General features: G+C 34.9%; 16 protein-coding genes. 6 read left to right on the top strand and 10 right to left on the bottom strand.

What is annotated here, in order from left to right; all coding sequences use genetic code 11:
* The first annotated feature begins 76 nt into the window (after window positions 1-76).
* Together pta and ACWGOQ_RS22895 are read left to right on the top strand one after the other, a co-directional pair.
* Complete coding sequence (pta, locus tag ACWGOQ_RS22900) at window positions 77-2170, top strand: phosphate acetyltransferase (protein WP_452060072.1); 2094 nt, start codon at window positions 77-79, stop codon at window positions 2168-2170.
* A gap of 17 nt (window positions 2171-2187) precedes the next feature.
* Complete coding sequence (locus ACWGOQ_RS22895) at window positions 2188-3372, top strand: acetate/propionate family kinase (RefSeq protein ID WP_452060071.1); 1185 nt, start codon at window positions 2188-2190, stop codon at window positions 3370-3372.
* A 182-nt stretch (window positions 3373-3554) separates the two neighbouring features.
* Here the strand turns inward: ACWGOQ_RS22895 and ACWGOQ_RS22890 are convergent, their stop codons facing one another.
* Both ACWGOQ_RS22890 and ACWGOQ_RS22885 read right to left on the bottom strand, forming a co-directional pair.
* Window positions 3555-3740: a hypothetical protein gene (locus tag ACWGOQ_RS22890; RefSeq protein ID WP_452060070.1), complete on the bottom strand. Its 186-nt coding sequence runs from the start codon at window positions 3738-3740 to the stop codon at window positions 3555-3557.
* A 473-nt stretch (window positions 3741-4213) separates the two neighbouring features.
* Window positions 4214-4405 carry a hypothetical protein gene (locus ACWGOQ_RS22885; protein WP_452060069.1) on the bottom strand — a complete coding sequence of 64 codons (192 nt, stop codon included), beginning with the start codon at window positions 4403-4405 and terminating at the stop codon, window positions 4214-4216.
* Between the two features lie 374 nt (window positions 4406-4779).
* Here ACWGOQ_RS22885 and ACWGOQ_RS22880 point away from each other — a divergent pair, with 374 nt between their 5' ends.
* Window positions 4780-6708 carry an endonuclease gene (locus tag ACWGOQ_RS22880; protein ID WP_452060068.1) on the top strand — a complete coding sequence of 643 codons (1929 nt, stop codon included), beginning with the start codon at window positions 4780-4782 and terminating at the stop codon, window positions 6706-6708.
* Between the two features lie 109 nt (window positions 6709-6817).
* Here ACWGOQ_RS22880 and ACWGOQ_RS22875 read toward each other — a convergent pair whose 3' ends face one another.
* From ACWGOQ_RS22875 to ACWGOQ_RS22845, 7 genes are all read right to left on the bottom strand, one after another.
* The gene (locus ACWGOQ_RS22875; protein ID WP_452060067.1) at window positions 6818-7594 is read right to left on the bottom strand and encodes a type 1 glutamine amidotransferase domain-containing protein; all 777 of its coding nucleotides are present in this window, start codon (window positions 7592-7594) and stop codon (window positions 6818-6820) included.
* A 90-nt stretch (window positions 7595-7684) separates the two neighbouring features.
* Window positions 7685-8254, bottom strand: a complete 570-nt coding sequence (locus tag ACWGOQ_RS22870; protein ID WP_452060066.1) for a Crp/Fnr family transcriptional regulator — start codon at window positions 8252-8254, stop codon at window positions 7685-7687.
* A gap of 159 nt (window positions 8255-8413) precedes the next feature.
* A complete protein-coding gene (dnaN, locus tag ACWGOQ_RS22865) occupies window positions 8414-9532 on the bottom strand; it encodes a DNA polymerase III subunit beta (RefSeq protein WP_452060065.1) in 1119 nt (372 codons plus the stop codon).
* Window positions 9533-9704: 172 nt separating this feature from the next.
* Window positions 9705-10292, bottom strand: coding sequence for a DUF1572 family protein (locus ACWGOQ_RS22860; RefSeq protein WP_452060064.1), 588 nt, complete (start codon window positions 10290-10292; stop codon window positions 9705-9707).
* Window positions 10293-10497: 205 nt separating this feature from the next.
* Entirely contained in the window at window positions 10498-12897 is a 2400-nt protein-coding gene (gldG, locus tag ACWGOQ_RS22855) for a gliding motility-associated ABC transporter substrate-binding protein GldG (protein WP_452060063.1), read from the bottom strand.
* Between the two features lie 87 nt (window positions 12898-12984).
* A complete protein-coding gene (locus ACWGOQ_RS22850) occupies window positions 12985-13269 on the bottom strand; it encodes a putative quinol monooxygenase (RefSeq protein WP_452060062.1) in 285 nt (94 codons plus the stop codon).
* Between the two features lie 694 nt (window positions 13270-13963).
* Window positions 13964-14794 carry an SAM hydrolase/SAM-dependent halogenase family protein gene (locus tag ACWGOQ_RS22845; RefSeq protein ID WP_452060061.1) on the bottom strand — a complete coding sequence of 277 codons (831 nt, stop codon included), beginning with the start codon at window positions 14792-14794 and terminating at the stop codon, window positions 13964-13966.
* A gap of 281 nt (window positions 14795-15075) precedes the next feature.
* Between ACWGOQ_RS22845 and ACWGOQ_RS22840 the strand changes: the two genes are divergently transcribed.
* The 3 genes from ACWGOQ_RS22840 (at window position 15076) to ACWGOQ_RS22830 (ending at window position 17555) form a co-directional block, all read left to right on the top strand.
* On the top strand, window positions 15076-16032 hold the full coding sequence (locus ACWGOQ_RS22840) for a PhoH family protein (RefSeq protein ID WP_452060060.1): 957 nt from the start codon (window positions 15076-15078) through the stop codon (window positions 16030-16032).
* Between the two features lie 131 nt (window positions 16033-16163).
* Window positions 16164-16547 carry a four helix bundle protein gene (locus ACWGOQ_RS22835; protein WP_452060059.1) on the top strand — a complete coding sequence of 128 codons (384 nt, stop codon included), beginning with the start codon at window positions 16164-16166 and terminating at the stop codon, window positions 16545-16547.
* 57 nt (window positions 16548-16604) lie between these two features.
* On the top strand, window positions 16605-17555 hold the full coding sequence (locus tag ACWGOQ_RS22830; RefSeq protein WP_452060058.1) for a phosphoribosylaminoimidazolesuccinocarboxamide synthase: 951 nt from the start codon (window positions 16605-16607) through the stop codon (window positions 17553-17555).
* Window positions 17556-17765: 210 nt separating this feature from the next.
* Here ACWGOQ_RS22830 and ACWGOQ_RS22825 read toward each other — a convergent pair whose 3' ends face one another.
* The gene (locus ACWGOQ_RS22825; RefSeq protein ID WP_452060057.1) at window positions 17766-18185 is read right to left on the bottom strand and encodes a DUF4174 domain-containing protein; all 420 of its coding nucleotides are present in this window, start codon (window positions 18183-18185) and stop codon (window positions 17766-17768) included.

The following is an 18185-nucleotide window of genomic DNA, read 5'->3' as shown; positions in this document are numbered from 1 at the left end:
ACAACTATATCATGCTATCTTACATGGTATTATTTCAGTACGATTACTATATCTTTGCATCACCAAATTTATATTTATGAGTAAAGCTGTTTATGTGGCTACTATTGAGCCTAATAGTGGTAAATCAATTGTCGTTCTGGGATTAATGAGAATGTTACTGGGAAAAGTAGCAAGAGTAGGATACTTCAGACCTATAATAGATGATCCAAAAGAGGGAGAAATAGACAACCATATCAATACCGTTATATCACATTTCGAATTAGATATTAATGTTAAAAAAGCCTACGCGTTCACAAGAAGCGAAGTGCTTCAAAAATATAATCAAGGTCGTGCAGGAGCAATTATAGAAGGGATTATCGAGAAATATAAAAATCTAGAAGAAAAGTTTGATTTTATTCTCGTAGAAGGAACAGATTTTTCTGATGAAGGAAGTATCATAGAATTTGATATTAATGTAATCATTGCAAAAAACCTAGGAATTCCATCGATAATCGTTGCCAGTGGAATTGATAAAACAAAAGAAGAAATAGTTGGTAATTTAAAACTAGCTTATGACACCTTTACTAGTAAAGATGCAGAAGTAGTAGCAGTGGTCGCAAATAAAGTCCTAAATGGTGGTGAAAAACAATTAAAGTCAATATTAGAAAATGAATTAGAACAAAACGTAGAAAAGATTATCATTCCTAAAATAGGTTCTCTAATCAATCCCACAATAAAAGAGATTGTAAAAGAACTGGATGGTACTATTCTCTTTGGAAAAGAGTTTCTTAATAATCAGGCTGGTAGTTTTGGTGTAGGAGCAATGCAATTGCGCAATTATCTTACACACCTCAAAGATAATAGTTTGGTGATTACCCCAGGTGATCGTGCTGATATTATTTTAGGTGTTTTACAAGCCAATATATCCGACAATTATCCTAAGATTTCTGGTATTATTCTGACTGGAGGAATAATTCCAGAAGAACCTATACTTAAATTGATAGAAGGAGTTTCTTTATCTGTGCCTATTGTTTCAGTAGCACAAGGAACATTTTCCATAACGAATAAAATTGGCGCTATACGGTCTAAAATATATGCTGACAATTTGCAAAAGATAAATACGTCGATTAGCACTTTTGGCCAATTTGTAGATGCAGATAGATTAGTGGACCCTTTAATCACTTTTGAGTCTGATAGCCTTACCCCAAGTATGTTTCAATATAACTTGCTAAAACGGGCACTTAAACATAAAAAGCATATAGTGCTACCCGAAGGATCTGATGAGAGGATTCTTAGGGCTACCTATAGATTACAGGCATCCAATGTAGTAGATATAACGCTAATCGGAGATGAAAAGAAAATTAAAAATAAAGCCACAAAGCTTGATATCCCCATTAATTTTAATAATGTAAATATCGTTATGCCTATTGATTCCCCAAATTTTAACGACTACGTAGAAACATTTTATGAATTGCGAAAGCATAAGAATGTGAATATGGATATGGCTAAAGACATGATGGCAGATGTCTCTTATTTTGGGACAATGATGATTTACAAAGGTCACGCAGACGGAATGGTTTCTGGAGCTGTGCATACTACCCAACATACCATCAGACCAGCATTGCAGTTTATAAAAACGAAACCTGGAGTAAAGGTTGTCTCTTCTGTATTTTTTATGTGTTTGGATGACAGAGTTTCTGTATTTGGTGATTGTGCTATAAACCCTAACCCAAATGCAGAGCAATTAGCGGAAATAGCAATTTCATCAGCACAATCAGCGGCGGCGTTTGGCATTGAACCTAAGGTAGCTATGCTGTCTTATTCTTCAGGAACATCAGGAAAAGGAGAGGATGTAGAAACAGTAAGAGAAGCTACAAAAATAGTAAAAGATAAACATCCTGAACTAAAGGTAGAAGGTCCTATACAATATGATGCAGCAGTGGATATGAGAGTTGGTAAGAGCAAACTTCCTGATTCTGAAGTAGCTGGACAGGCCAGTGTTTTAATATTTCCGGATCTTAATACAGGAAATAATACATATAAAGCAGTACAAAGGGAAACCGGAGCTTTGGCAATCGGCCCAATGCTCCAAGGATTAAATAAGCCGGTAAATGACCTGAGCAGAGGCTGCACGGTGGATGATGTTTATAATACGGTGATTATTACAGCTATTCAGGCACAAGGACTATAAAAAGAAGCAAATAAACTATGAGGATACTTGTATTAAACTCAGGGAGTTCATCTATTAAATTTCAGTTATTCGATATGCCGTCTACTCAAGTTCTTTGTTCCGGATTTGTAGAACGTATCGGATTAAAAAATGCTAAAATCAGCTACAAAACGAATACTCAGGATATCAAAAAAAAAGTAGATATTACGAATCATAAAATTGGCTTAGAATTAATAGCTTCTTTTTTATTAGATTCTGAAAAAGGGGTGATTACTACTGCTTCTGAAATCCAAGCTGTTGGTCACCGCGTAGTTCATGGTGGAAGCACTTTTGCTAAAACTGTTGAGATTGACGATGAGGTAAAACAGAAAATAGAAAAGCTATCTGAGTTGGCTCCACTTCATAATCCAGCTAATTTGCAGGGGATTTTGGTTTCTGAAAAGATTTTTAAAGAAGCAAAACAGGTTGCGGTATTTGATACAGCGTTTCATCAAACGATGCCCATAGAAGCCTATAAGTATGCAATTCCTAATACATTTACGGATGACCACGATATTAGAGTGTATGGTTTTCATGGAACCAGTCATAAATATGTTTCTGAAAAAGCTAAACAATACTTAGGAAAAGAAAATTCCAAAATTATTACAATTCATTTGGGTAATGGATGTAGTATGACAGCAGTAAATAATGGAAAGAGTATAGATCATACATTAGGTTTTGCACCGATGAACGGTTTGATTATGGGAACCAGATGCGGCGATATTGACCCTTCGGTGATCTTTTATATGGTAAAATCATTAGGATATTCCTTGGATGAGGTAAATTCATTACTACAAAAAGAAAGCGGTATGCTGGGATTGACCGGTTTTAGCGATCTAAGAGATATAGAATCAGCTGCGATACAAGGCGATATAAACTGCCAGCAAGCACTAAAGATGAATGCATATCGTATTAAAAAGTATATCGGAGCTTATATAGCAGCTATGAACGGTCTGGATGCGATTGTTTTTACTGCTGGAATTGGAGAAAATTCTGATGTTATTAGAAACTTAGTTTGTACCGAATTAGATTATTTGGGTATTCAATTGGATCAGAAAAAAAATAACATAAGGTCGAAGGAGACCAGAGAAATAAGTCAGGAGGGTTCCAAAGTTAAAATTCTGGTGATTCCTACAAATGAAGAACTAGAGATTGCACAACAATCCATGAAACTACTTAAATAAAAAAGACGAGGCTATCTGAAAAACAACTCCATCTGTCTTTTCGAACGTAGTCGAGAAATTATAGTTGGAGATTTTCAATCCATTTTGACTAAGTAAAGTCAAAAAGTTCATTGTTAAAATAGTATAAAATATAAGGTTTTCAGATAGCCTCGTTTTAATCGTCCTATTGTATAATCGGTTTGTTATGCCCAGATACACCTTCCATAAGGCTGACAATAACCGTAATCACAATATTCAACCCCATTAACCATTTGACAGCATTGTTTTGGCGGTCCACAATATACATAAGGTCTATTAGAACCAGTAATTTGCTGTTGGTGCTTTTTTGATAATTGTTGAATCCCGGTAAGGCTTAAGATTTTTTTCATTATGTACGTATTTAAAGTTAATATCTATCAACAATATACAGGGTGCTAGGATACAATACAACTTCAATTTATTGAAATTTATAAATTTCAGTAACCTCTTTTAGCCTTTTTTTTCTCAGTATTAAAAACAAGAAAAGAGACTGTTTCTAGTAGTCTCTTTTTCTTTTCAAAATATTTTGTGATCTATTTTAGTAAAGGATGCAACCCCCAAAACTTGTGCATCTGCCCGGCTCGCAAAAACTGCCTCCAGGATAACTTATACGGCATTTATTCCCACTTCCATTTCTAGGATTTGGATTACAGCAAGTGATACTGGTCATTGCCCCTTTGATAGAACGTAGTTGTCCTTTGCTAAGCTTTTGAACTCCATTTAATTCTAAGATTTTTTTCATTGTGTAAAATATATGAGTTAATATGAATATTTTTTAGACAAAAAAGGCTAACTGATTAGGAATGCCTTATCGATTTTAATTTTAGTAAAGAATACATCTTCCGAAGCTGTATGGATCACAGTATCCGGGTTCGCAGAAACTTCCTCCAGGAAAACTAATCTGACAACCTCTTCCTGTTGGACAACAGGTTACATTACCCCAAGCTCCTTTAATAGATCTTTGTTCTCCTTTGCTTAGTTCTTGAATTCCTTGTAAATCTAAGATTTTCTTCATTGTGTAAGATGTTTTAAGTTAATTGTATAAAAATAGATGAAAATTCCCTAAGTAGGTTACGTTAAATACACGAAATAAATGAGGTTTTATTACTTATTTGACGAATTTTCAGACTTTTTTTGATTACATTTTTGTGCTTTTAATCATTATTGAAAAGTACACTTCTTTCAGCACTCTGTAAAAAAACAACTTATTAACAAGATTAGTTTCGTATAAATACTTTAAAAACAAATACTTACGTTTTTTTTAAGTAGTAATTGTAAGATTATCAACAAGTTGGGTAATGATTTGATAACCTGTGCTTTTAGTTAATTTAATAAAATAGTTATAGCTTCGATACTGTTAAAATTTACTAAATTAATTCACAACACACAATGGAAAAATTATTACTATTCCTAATGATGGGATTTACCATTATCGGTTTCGGGCAGGTACCATCATATTATAATGATGTCAACCTTTCTTTATCTGGTCAATTGCTAAAAAATCACCTAGCGGATAAAGTGACTAGTACCCACACAAATATGTTATCATATACTCCCGGAGTTTGGGATGCTTTAAAACAAACAGACCTGAACTCCACAGATGCTTCTAAGGTGATCTTAATTTATGGATACAGTGATACTGACGGCAATTCCATTACAGATAGAACAAGAGGAGTGAATAATAATGGAGGCGGTACTACAGATTGGAATAGAGAGCACGTATATCCAAAATCCTTAGGTAACCCAAATTTAGGAACTTCTGGGCCCGGTGCAGATGCCCATCACTTGAGACCTGCAGACGTACAGAGAAACTCTAACCGAGGAAGTCGAAAATTTGCGGATGGTTCGGGTAATTCTGGAACTAAATCGCAAGGCCATTGGTATCCAGGAGATGAGTTTAAAGGGGATGTAGCCCGAATGATGATGTATATGTATCTCAGATACGGTAACCGTTGTTTACCCTCTAATGTCGGCGTAGGAACGGCTGTATCAGGTGATACCAATATGATCCAATTATTTCTAGAGTGGAATGTAGACGATCCTGTTTCTGCATTGGAATTACAACGTAATCCTATTCTCGAAAATTTACAGGGAAATAGAAATCCTTTTATTGACAATCCTGCTTTTGCCACCCAAATCTGGGGAGGACCGCAAGCTGAGGACCGTTTTGGAAGTACCGGAGGTGGAGGAAATACACTGTGTGGAGCTACGGTCAGTTCATTCCCATATAACGAAAGTTTTGAGAATACTTTTGGTACATGGAGCCAAGCTACATCTTCAGATGATTTTAATTGGGCAACACGTTCAGGGAGTACCCCATCATCCAATACTGGACCAAGTTCAGCGAGTGAGGGTACTTATTATATTTATATGGAGTCATCGAGCCCAAATTATTCTAATAAAAGAGCAATACTATACTCACCGTGTTATGATATTACTGAAGCTACCCAGGCTAGTTTCTCGTTTAAATATCATATGTATGGTACTACTGCTATGGGAAGCTTGGCGCTTGAAGCAACTCTGGATGGAAGCAGTTGGACATCAATCTGGAGTAAGTCTGGAAATCAAGGAAGTTCCTGGCAAACAGCGTCTGTTAATCTGGCGGCATATGTTGGAGAAAAAGTACAGCTACGTTTTAACGGTATAACAGGAACTACCTGGCAAGGAGATATGGCTGTGGATGCCATAAATTTTTCTACTTCAGGAAATACAGGAGGTGGATCAACTAGCAGCGAGGTTAACTTGAGCATTACATTCGATGATTATCCTGAAGAAACAGGTTGGGAGGTAAGAAATGAGAATAACCAGATAGTGTACTCTGAAGGAAGTTATGGATCTCAGGCAAATGGATCTACGATTAATGTATCCAGAAGATTGGATGCTGGGTGTTACACATTGGTAGTAAAAGACACCTATGGCGATGGTATTTGCTGTAGTTATGGCAATGGTTCTTATACCTTGACTATGGTATCTAATGGAACGGTTTTAGCATCAGGAGGTTCTTTTGGATCACAAGAAAGTACGAGTTTTTGTATAAATTCTGCATCCAGAAATTTTTCCGAAGAGATAGTAAAAGAAAATACTCCTGAGGTAATGAATTTCAACTTTTATCCTAATCCGGTTAAGGAGGTATTAAATTTACAATTAGAAAACGCCAAAAACGCAAACTACAAAATCATAAATCACATAGGACAAGTTGTGAAAATGGGAGAAGTTACAAAACAACCTATTGTTCTTAATCGATTGTCATCAGGAATATATTTTATCTCTGTTACGGATGGAAAAACAATGGTTAGTAAGAAATTTACGAGACAATAACAGATTAGTTGAAAAGATGCATAAAGCGGCTGTCTAAAAAGCATATTTCAGACAGCCTCTTTTTACTATCTACTTTAGAATAGTTTCTTTTACTTTATTTAAACCTAGATTACTTCAATTGCCCTAATAATTTTTCGGCAACAAGCTCTGAAGAGGCAGGGTTTTGTCCTGTAATTAACAATCCATCTTCTATGACGTATGAGCTCCAGTCAGTCCCTTTGGAATAGTTACCCCCATTTTCTGTTAACATATCTTCGACTAAGAAAGGTACTACATCTGATAATTGAACAGCTTCTTCTTCTGTATTAGAAAATCCGGTTACGTTTTTACCTTTTACTAAAGGTTCTCCATTAGTTGTCTTCGTGTTCTTGAAAATTGCAGGGGCGTGACAGACAGCTCCGATAGGTTTATTTTGATTATAAAAGGCTTCAATTAAAGCAATAGAGTTTTTGTCCTCGGATAAATCCCATAAAGGACCGTGACCTCCCGGATAAAAAACCGCATCATAATCATTTGTGTCTACGTCAGCTAGTTTGATCGTACTGGATAAAACAGCTTGTGTTTCTTGATCTTTATTAAATCTTCTAGTTGAAGGTGTTTGGAAATCAGGGAGTTCACTTTTGGGGTCAATTGGTGGTTGTCCTCCTTTTGGTGAAGCGATTGTTATCTCTACCCCATTATCTTTTAGATAATAATAAGGTGAAGCAAACTCTTCAATCCAAAACCCTGTTTTTTCTCCAGTATTTCCTAACTCACTATGACTGGTTAATACAAATAACACTTTTTTCACGCTATCTGTTTTTTTAGTTATTTCTTTAGCGGCTGTGTTTTTTCCACACGAAGCAAATAGTATAATTGCTGTGGTTATTCCAATGATTTTTTTCATTTCTAATCCTATTATTAAAACTTATTTTATATAGGGTCAAAATTAAAACTACCTAAAACATAAAAAAATGATGTATGGTAAGAAATAAAACTAATTTTTAGCAATTTCTTTTCGTACTCTGCTAAGGCTCTCTGAAGTGATACCTAGGTAAGAAGCTATATGATAATTCTTTACTAATTGCTCAATGTTAGGATAAGTGTTTACAAAATCAATATATTGTTGTTTAGCAGTTTTAGAGAGGTCCCCAACAATCCTCTTTTGGAAGGAACCAATATAAGATTCCGTTTTTCTTCTAAAATAACGTTCAATACCTGGCACTTCGTCAAAAATCTTGTTCATGTCATCTCTGGAAAGTCTATATACTGTAGCGTCTTGAATGCATTCGATCTGAAGAATTGCTTTTTCCTTTTTAAAAAAAGCTGTATAATCACTAATCCACCAGTCTTTTATAGCAAACTGTATCGTATGTTCTCTCGCTAACTTATCTGTAAAAAAAGAACGGAGACATCCTTGTGTCACATAATATTGATAGTATGTGCTATCGTTTGGGTATAGTAAAGTTTCACCTTTTACGACTGTTATTTTTTTAAGTTTATGATGAATTAGTTTACGGTGTTCTTCATTCATCATTAATCCATCAAAAACTTCACGGTGATTCATATAAATATTGTTTTCTTTAGGAATTTTGTAAAAACAGACATACTCCAAAGTTCAGCGTTGTTTCGTTCTATAAAAGTATTAAAAAAAGGACATCTTATAAACAAAGCATCCAATCACGGCAATGTGATTGGATGAAATTATTTGTATTTGATATATTTTCTAGTTGTTAAGCATTACTGGCATAACTAGCATAGTTACACTTTCTCCTTCATCTAATCCATCCGTAGGAGTAAGGATCCCTGCGCGGTTAGGTAAAGACATTTCCAATTGCACATCATCTGCATTAAGATTATTGAGCATTTCACTCAGAAAACGTGAGTTAAATCCTATTTGCATATCATCTCCTTGATAATCACACGTAAGGCGTTCTTCTGCCTTATTGGAGTAATCAATATCCTCTGCCGAGATATTTAACTCTGCACCAGCAATTTTCAATCGTATTTGATGGGTTGTTTTATTAGAGAAAATGGAAACTCTACGCACGGAGTTTAGAAACTGAGTACGTGCAATGGTTAATTTATTCGGATTCTCTTTTGGGATTACTGCTTCATAATTTGGGTATTTACCATCAATCAACCTACAAATAAGCTGCGTCTCATCAAAAGTGAATTTAGCATTAGATTCGTTGTATTCTATCAACACTTCTGTATCGCTGCCAGCCAATATTCCTTTCAGAAGATTTAGTGGTTTTTTAGGCATAATAAATTCTGCAGCTTGAGAAGCTTGTACATCTTCACGAGCGTATTTTACTAATTTATGAGCATCGGTAGCTACAAAAGTTAAACTTTCTGTAGAGAATTGAAAAAATACACCGCTCATCACTGGTCTGAGGTCATCATTACCCGTTGCAAAAATAGTTTTACTGATTGCGGTTGCCAGAATGTCTCCTAAAAGAGTAGTAGCACTAGGATCTTCTAGTTCTACCGCTTTCGGAAACTCTTCTCCATCTGCGTATGCCAAAGCATACTTACCATGATTGGAACTTATTTCTACTGTATTATTATCTCCGGCTACAAACGTAAGAGGTTGTTCAGGAAACGTTTTTAAGGTTTCCAATAGTAACTTTGCTGGAACTGCAATCGTTCCTTCATCAGAAGATTCTACTTCTAATTTGGCAGACATGGTAGTCTCCAGATCCGAAGCCGAAACCGTTAATGCGTTATTATCTAATTCGAATAAGAAATTATCTAGAATAGGTAATGTATTGCTGTTATTAATAACACCGCCTAATACCTGTAATTGTTTTAATAAATATGAACTGGATACTATGAATTTCACCCGTTTAATTTTTTGAGATTAGTACTGTTTTAGCAGTAGCGATCATTTGATAGCTTACGCAAATATAATTGTAATCTGTTAGGATTTCGATATGCCAAAAACGTTAGTTATTAACAAACAGCTAGGAGTTATTGACTATCATTGGCTAATAATGATTTCTTGAACTGATAAATCAAGAAGAAGATGGGGAATTCTGATCTTTTATCAGTTTATCGGTATAATGGGCTTTGTGTTTTGGTTGTGCAAAACGTTTTTTGTTAAAAGCATTAGATGTTCCTTTGGCGATAGATAATGATTGCCAGTGCTTATCACGGATCATTTTTCCAAGAAATACGATTTGGCCAATATGATAAGAGTAATGTGCTAATTGTCGGTTGATAGCCTCGGTAATTGTATGTTCAATATTTCTGATGTAGATCGGTTGATCAAAATTAGTGTTATTAATACTGTCTAGTGCCTCAAACAAAGATTGCCAACCTTCATTCCATTTGTCTACTAACTCCTCTTTTGATTGGATGTCATTATCGAATTCTGCATCACGGGCACGCCATTCTTTTTCTCCGTCAGAAGTTAGAAAATCTGTCCAACGAGATTTCATATTTCCCCAAAGATGCTTTACAAGGATAGCAATACTGTTGCTTTCCTGGTTGTATTGCCAAAACAAATCTTTATCAGTGACCTGATCTATTGTTTTTTCACCTAAAGATTTGTAATAAAGGAATTGCTTTGTGATTCCGTTTAAATATATGGTTGGATTCATCTGTACAAATTTTTAGACATCGATACTTGAATATACTATTTTTTTAGGAAGTTACCATACTATCCAAAAAAATACGATCGGGCTTTCGCTACTCGCTATTAAGTTGTGTCTGCACTCCGTTAAATATGATGGTATTATGAGCTAAAATATACCGCTCAATCTCTAATTTATAGAAAATTGGTTGCCGATGTATCATCAATTATAACTACCTACTATATTTTTTCTTCCTAATAAAGGAAAATACAAATCCAAATAGCCCTAGAATTAACAAAGGGATGAGGATGTTTATAGCTTGCCAGAAAGTTCGATCTTTCATAACCTTTTCAATATCAAGAAAAGCGATATTAATTTCTTTACCTCTTGCTTCCATCAAACCACCATCATCCAGCAAATAATTTACCGTATTCAGGAGAAACTCTTTGTTACCGTATTGAAGATTTAAATATGGGTCATATCCTAATGAAATCGGTCTTCCTTGCCGAACGCCATTTTTTATAACATCGCCATCCGCGATCACCACCATTTTAGTCTCTTTACTAGTATCCTTTGCTTGATCAAACTTAAATGGCTTTACACGATCTTTGTATGCAGACTTAAAAGATCCTTCTAATAAAACTGCTAGTGTATGATTCCCATCCGTATACGCAGTCATATCTGGTTTTTGTCCAATGATATTGTCCAATCTAATTTCTGTAGGAATTCCTTCTAATTTTGATCGTTCTGAGCTTGTTAACAATACAGTTTTAGTAAGATCATTTGGTAAGGTGTCTATTTGGTTCGAGAATTCAAACTTTACCGATTCTATGTTTTTAACGATGGGATGGTTACTGTTGCTTTTTGTTAATGAGGCATAAAACCATGGATGTGGTGTAAATTGAGTATCATCTCCTTGTCCGGAGGCTAGCATCAATGGAGCAGAGTAGAGGTCATTGACTAATACAGGATTGACCCTTACTCCATAAGAAAATAAAGCATCTCCTAATCTAAGATCTTGCATAAATGCTACGGTAGCCCCTTTTGATTTTGGCGTAAACAAGCTGTCAATTTCCATGGCTACAGATTCTAACAACCAAAGTGATTTACCGCTGTTCATGATGAACTGATCCAATACGTATTTTTCTTTTTCAGAAAAAGGTTGTGTCGGCTTTGCATTGATGACAAGATCAAATTTTTGAAGTTCTTGCAAGGTTTTTTGAGGGTTAGAAGCTATGGAGTCTAGTGTAAAAGCCCCTACGAAATAATATTCTTGCAGTGTTTTTACAAAATCAGTAATTCTAATATCCGGCAATTGTCCATTGCCCTTGAGAACGGCAATTTTATGTTTTTTTGGATGAATTAATTTTTTTAGAGCATCAGCAAAAACATATTCTAATTGTTGGATTGAATTATTAACTCTTTCTTCGGTTGTAGCGCCAATGGTGTTTTTTACCAATGCTACTTTTACACTACGGTTTTGGTAATTCATGATAGCCCAGGGAACCACAGTTTCTATTGCTGTTTTGCCACTTTCCCGAACACTTACTTCCATTGGGGTGAGCCCTAATCTTTGTAGTTCTTCCAACGTTTCTTTTCTAAATTCCTCTTCTTCAATAGGATTTGTGAAAACATACTGAATATTTGGGTTGATCGCATTAAATTCTTCAAGTATTTGCTTGGTTTCTACTTGTAATCTCCTGAATTCTGACGGGAAATTACCTTCTAATAATACATCGATAGAGATGGGCACTTCTGCTTCTTCTAATAGATTTTCTGTAGCTTCAGAAAGTGTAAATCTGCGATCTTCAGTTAGGTCAAAACGATGGTACACAGTGCTGCCTAAAAGGTTGATTATTATAACTCCGATAGTAGCAAATGAAGCAAGCTTTACGATCGTTTTTTTTGCCCGTTTGTGTAGCACTATAGTGGTTAAAAAGATGAAAAGTATGATCACGCTTATGAAATAAACAAGATCTCTGGTATCAATGATCCCCTGACTAATCCGTTCATAATGCAGCTGAATTCCAATTTGTTCTATAGTATAATCCGTCGTACCTAGGAATTGATAGTTTGCTAGTCCGTTGAATCCAAAATAAAATAAAAAGCATAGAAATAAGCCAATCAAAAAAGCCACGATCTGATTATTAGTAATCGAGGATGAAAATGTTCCAATAGCGGTATACGTAGCGCTAAGCAGTAAAAGTGCAATATACGATCCAATGGTGCTTCCGACATCGAGGTTACCTGTTGGACTGCCTAATTGATTTATAGTGAGTATGTATAATAAGCTCGGTACTAAAGCCAAGATAATAAGAAAAAGGCTTCCAATATATTTTCCCGCGACTAATTGCCAGATTTTGAAAGGCTTGGTCAATAAAAGTTCTAAAGTTCCCTGTTTTTTCTCTTCAGAAATACTGCGCATGGTTATCGCCGGTATTAAGAATAAGAGAATCCAGGGTGCAATTAGAAAGAATGGTGAAAGATCTGCGAAACCACTATCTAGAATGTTAAATTGGCCTTTGAACACCCATAAAAATAGGCCGTTAAGAATCAAAAATATGCCTATGACCAAATATCCTACCGTAGTGGCAAAAAATGTATTAATTTCTTTTCTTATGACTGCAAGCATATTGGTTTATTGTCGCTTTAGTATTGATTAATGAATGGTGAAAATAAGGATTTCGTTCGTGTTTTATCAGAAATAAATCTGATAAACCTATACTTCTGTAACACTCCAAGCTTCTGGCTTTTGGTTGAATTTATTTTTAGTATTTGCCCAAACACCTTTAAATAACGACGAGTTTCGATAGTTATTGAGATGTGCTTCAGATTTCCAATGGCTGTAGGTGAAAAATTGGTTCGTTTGATGAATATCTCGAATTAGTTGCAGATGTGAGCAACCTTCAAAATTTCTTATGTGATCCTTGTTTTGATGAAAATTCTCTAAAAAAGCATCAATCTGCTCTGGAATGAATCCCATTTTTACGATGCGTATAATCATTGTTTTTTGTTTAAGTGGTGACAAAACTATAAAGTTCTTTAGTAACTTTTGCAATTATTTAAGGCATTTTCGAAATCAGTAACAACAAAATTTACTTCAAAGGCCCAAAATGAAACAGAATTCATTTTTTTGGATCTATGGGATATGCTACATTACATTCAATAATTTTGAATCCAAACAGCTGCGTGTTTTTCTTGTTTACAGAGAATCTTATACTATTTTTTAAAGCTATTCTGCTGTTATTACCTTTTGAACTTACATATAAAAACTGTTGCTTATACATTAATTTTAGTGAATTCTCAATGGTTTTTTTAATCACTAAATAAAGGATTAGTGCCGTGATGCTTATTATTGAAAGTAACTAAACTAAAGAATCTTTAAGAAAAGTAATTGAAATTATAATTCCCAGACTCCATAAAAGAGTAGGGGAAAACAACTTTATCAGGATAATATATTTAGTTAGCTCTTTCAATATATTGATTTTAATTTTTTTGCGATAGGGATAACAGTGACATTATTTTTATAATATCACCCTGAGCCTGCTGAAGGGGACATTATACAAAAGAAAAAACAGATAGCCCGTTCGAACGCAATAGTATGTAATCACAACTAAACTACATATGGAATTATGCATTTTTTTAGATATGCAACCACTCCAATACTCATGTACTTTACTATTCGTTTACTTATTAATTTATTCAAAAGTAATACTCACGGTGTCTCTAAAATGTAATCCGAAAAGGCTGGAAGCGCCGCCCACTGTTTTTGGGTTACTTTTGTAAATTGCTAGTTCTAGATAATCGGAAGAGTTAAAAATAGCTAGCTTCTTGCCGTCTTCTTCGCGCTTGGTTTTTTCCATGTCAAAATTGATTGCATCGCTATACCGCTCATAAATGGTATTAAAAATGGCACTTCTAGCTGTAATTTTAAACACACGACCCTTTCCTACATCTTCAAAAATTTTGCGTGTTATATTCGTAATCAAGTTTCCGTAATTATCGATATAAATTATACTTCCCACGATTTGTTTATCGCCAACATTGACAATAGGAGTGATTCCTTTAATAAGTTTGATATCTGCAATTGATTTACCGACTACTTCGAGCGTTCCTCCGCGAGCAATATGGCAAGCAACTGCCACAAACACGTCCAACACCGGAAAATTGGTACCGATCGCATCGTGAATATTAATTTCTACAATTTTTTCAGGTCTAAATTCTGAAGCGATTAATGAAATCAAACCATTATTTGCACAGATAAAATAATGATCATCAAGTTTTACAGCAATATGTTTGTTTTCAGGATTAAGCTCACTGTCGATCCCGATGATATGTATACTTCCTTTTGGGAAATTTTTGTAAGCATTCTGAATAATATATGCAGCTTCTGTAATATGAAATGGTGAGATTTCGTGAGAAATATCTACAATAATTGCATCCGGAAGTTCTGTATAGATAGCACCTTTAACCGCAGACACAAAGTGATCTTTGATTCCGAAATCGGTAGTTAAAGTTATTATTGGCATCTACAAGAATTGTTAATATCTTTTAATTATAAGCGCTTAAAAATATGTAAATTTGCTATGAAGTTATTCAAAGTTTTTTTGAATCTGGAAATCTATAATAAAAACATATGAGTTTATCATTCTTGACCATTAATATCCAGTATGATCTTTAGTAATAATCAACTTAAACCACGTTTTGCATTTTTGATTCCCCAACAAAAACTTCAAACAATCCCAATAGCTTTTGGGAGAACAAACTTAGTCAATCCAAAAAACAAATCATACTAAAATTTCTATAGCTTTTGAACGAACTTATTATTGAACTGACAGAAATCAATCCACGGGAGTTTTTCGGACTTCAGAATAGTAATATTCAATTATTAAAAAAATATTTTCCAAAGTTGAAGATTGTTGCCAGAGGTAGCAAACTGAAAGTATATGGGGATGAAGATATGCTCGAGGAATTCGATACACGACTTAATATGCTTTTGGAGCATTTTGGGAAATATAATAAACTGGATGAAAATGTCATAGAGCGTATTCTTACAAGTGATAGTAAGGCTGATTACGAGACCTCGGCGATTAGTGGAGAAACCCTAGTTCATGGAGTAGGAGGCAGAGCGATCAAGGCACAAACTGCTAATCAGCGTAAATTGGTAGAATTGACTTATAAAAATGACATGGTTTTTGCAATTGGTCCTGCAGGTACTGGTAAAACATATACGGGAGTTGCATTAGCTGTAAAAGCTTTAAAAGAAAAGCAAGTAAGAAGGATAATTTTAACACGTCCGGCTGTAGAAGCAGGAGAAAACTTAGGATTTTTACCAGGTGATTTAAAAGAAAAGTTAGATCCCTACATGCAGCCTTTGTATGATGCGCTGCGAGATATGATACCAGCCGAAAAATTAGAGAGTTTTATAGAAAAAGGAGTGATACAGATCGCCCCAATGGCATTTATGCGTGGTCGAACATTGGATAATGCTTATGTGATATTAGATGAAGCGCAGAATACCACTCATGCTCAAATGAAAATGTTTTTGACACGTATGGGTAAAAATGCAAAATTTATGATCACCGGTGATCCAGGACAGATTGATTTACCACGTAGGGTCATCTCTGGTTTAAAAGAAGCACTATTAGTACTGAAGGGGGTTTCTGGAATAGGAATTATACACCTTGATGATAAAGACGTGATTCGCCATAAACTGGTAAAAAAGGTGATTGCTGCGTATAAAGAAATAGAAAACAGGAATGATTAACGAAGAGGTGAGGACGCTTTGCTTTGAGAAGTTAGAATAGGAGTTATGGAGTCGGTAAAACTTGAATGTGTAAGTAACCTAGAGTGCTTTTTGAAGATTGCTACCTAATTTTGATATTAAAAAGGAATACATTGAAAAGTAAATATCATTTTAAATTTGAAGATTTAATTATTTACAATAAAGCCATTGAGTTTGGAGAATCGGTAAATGATAAGATTTCGGCTTTTCCAAAAGAAGAAATGTATAGATTAGCTTCTCAGTTTATTAGAGCTGCTGATTCAATAGCATTGAATATTGCAGAAGGTTCTGGAAGTTCTGACGCTCAGTTTAACAGAAATCTACAAATGGCTTGGGACAGTGCTCACGAATGTATTGTTTGTAGTACCAAAGCAAAATTAAGAGGTTTTATAGGAGAAGTTCAAGACGAAAGAAATAGAGCAGATATTACTGAACTATCAAAAATGATCACATCACTTAAAAGACATTTAAAATTAAAATCAAAACCTGAAGAGTAATAGAGGGTATATTATAAATTTCTCAATTACTCACCAATCAAAAACTAATAAACTAAAGTGAATACGATAACAGATACCAATTACAACTTCCCTGGTCAGAAATCAGTGTATAAAGGAAAAGTAAGAGAAGTATATAATATTAATGATGATCTGCTAGTAATGATCGCTACAGATCGCCTGTCTGCGTTTGATGTGGTGATGCCAAAAGGAATTCCGTTCAAAGGGCAGATTCTGAATCAGATTGCTACACAAATGATGAAAGCAACCGAGGATATAGTGCCTAATTGGCTCATTGCTACTCCTGATCCTAATGTGGCAATTGGTCATCTTTGTGATCCGTTTAAGGTAGAAATGGTGATCAGAGGGTATCAATCCGGTCACGCGGCCAGAGAATACAAAGCAGGGAAAAGACTGTTGTGTGGTGTACCTATGCCAGAAGGAATGAAAGAAAATGATAAGTTTCCTGAACCGATCATCACACCATCAACCAAAGCGGATAATGGCGCACACGATGAGGATATATCCAGAGAAGAAATTTTAGCAAATGCCATCGTTTCTGAAGAGGATTACCTAGTGTTGGAAGAGTACACGAGAAAATTGTTTCAAAGAGGAACGGAGATCGCGGCAGAACGGGGTTTGATATTGGTGGATACCAAGTATGAATTTGGAAAAACAAAAGAAGGTAAAATCATGTTGATTGACGAGATTCATACACCAGATTCTTCTCGTTACTTTTATAAGGAAGGCTATGAAGAGAGACAACAAAAAGGGGAGGCTCAAAAACAATTGTCTAAAGAATTCGTGAGACAATGGTTGATTGGCAACGGTTTTCAAGGGAAAGAAGGACAGCAGATCCCTAATATGAGCGAGGAGTATATCAATTCTGTCTCTGATCGTTATATCGAATTGTTTGAAAATATTACAGGAACTGCCTTTGAAAAAGCGGATGTTTCTAATATCGATACTAGGATAGAAGAGAATGTATTAGCGTATCTGAAGACTGTTTAATTTGAGCTGCGAAGTTAAAAATTATCGCAGAATGGGAGCATTTGTCATTCCGGACTTGATCCGGAATCCAAAATAAATGATAAAATCTCGCAATGAGTTATATCTTTCCGGACTTGGATCTGGAATCTATAACAAAAAAAAGGATTTCTCAATGAACTATGTCTTTCTGGACTTGATATGGAATCGATAACAAGTAATGACTTTAGTGGTTTAATTCTTGTTTCTCAATCCTTGTCTACGCATAGGCATTTGATCGATATTGCCAAAGATCTGGGAAGATGACAAAACATTATTTGATGTTAACTTTATACCGCCGTCTAACCCTATTAGAATTACCATAAAATCTCTATTAGATGGATTAAATTTTTTGTAAAAATCACTATTTTCAATAGGTGTACTTTTTTTAATTCCTTTTTGATAGGAGCTAGGTGTTATCTGATACATGATAAGTTTTCTATCCGCTACGGCCATCGGTTTATTTTCAAACTCTTTATGTTGTTCAACTAATTTAGGATTTTCATATGAATCCGCTACAACTAACAGCAAACGATCTTTCCATAGGTGTTTGTTTAGACTTTGAGAGAGCGCTAACATCGGTATTATTGTTAAAAGAAAAACGGCTATTTTCAT

This window comes from Aquimarina ulvae (assembly GCF_053613295.3).
This window is presented reverse-complemented; position numbering and strand designations above follow the sequence as displayed.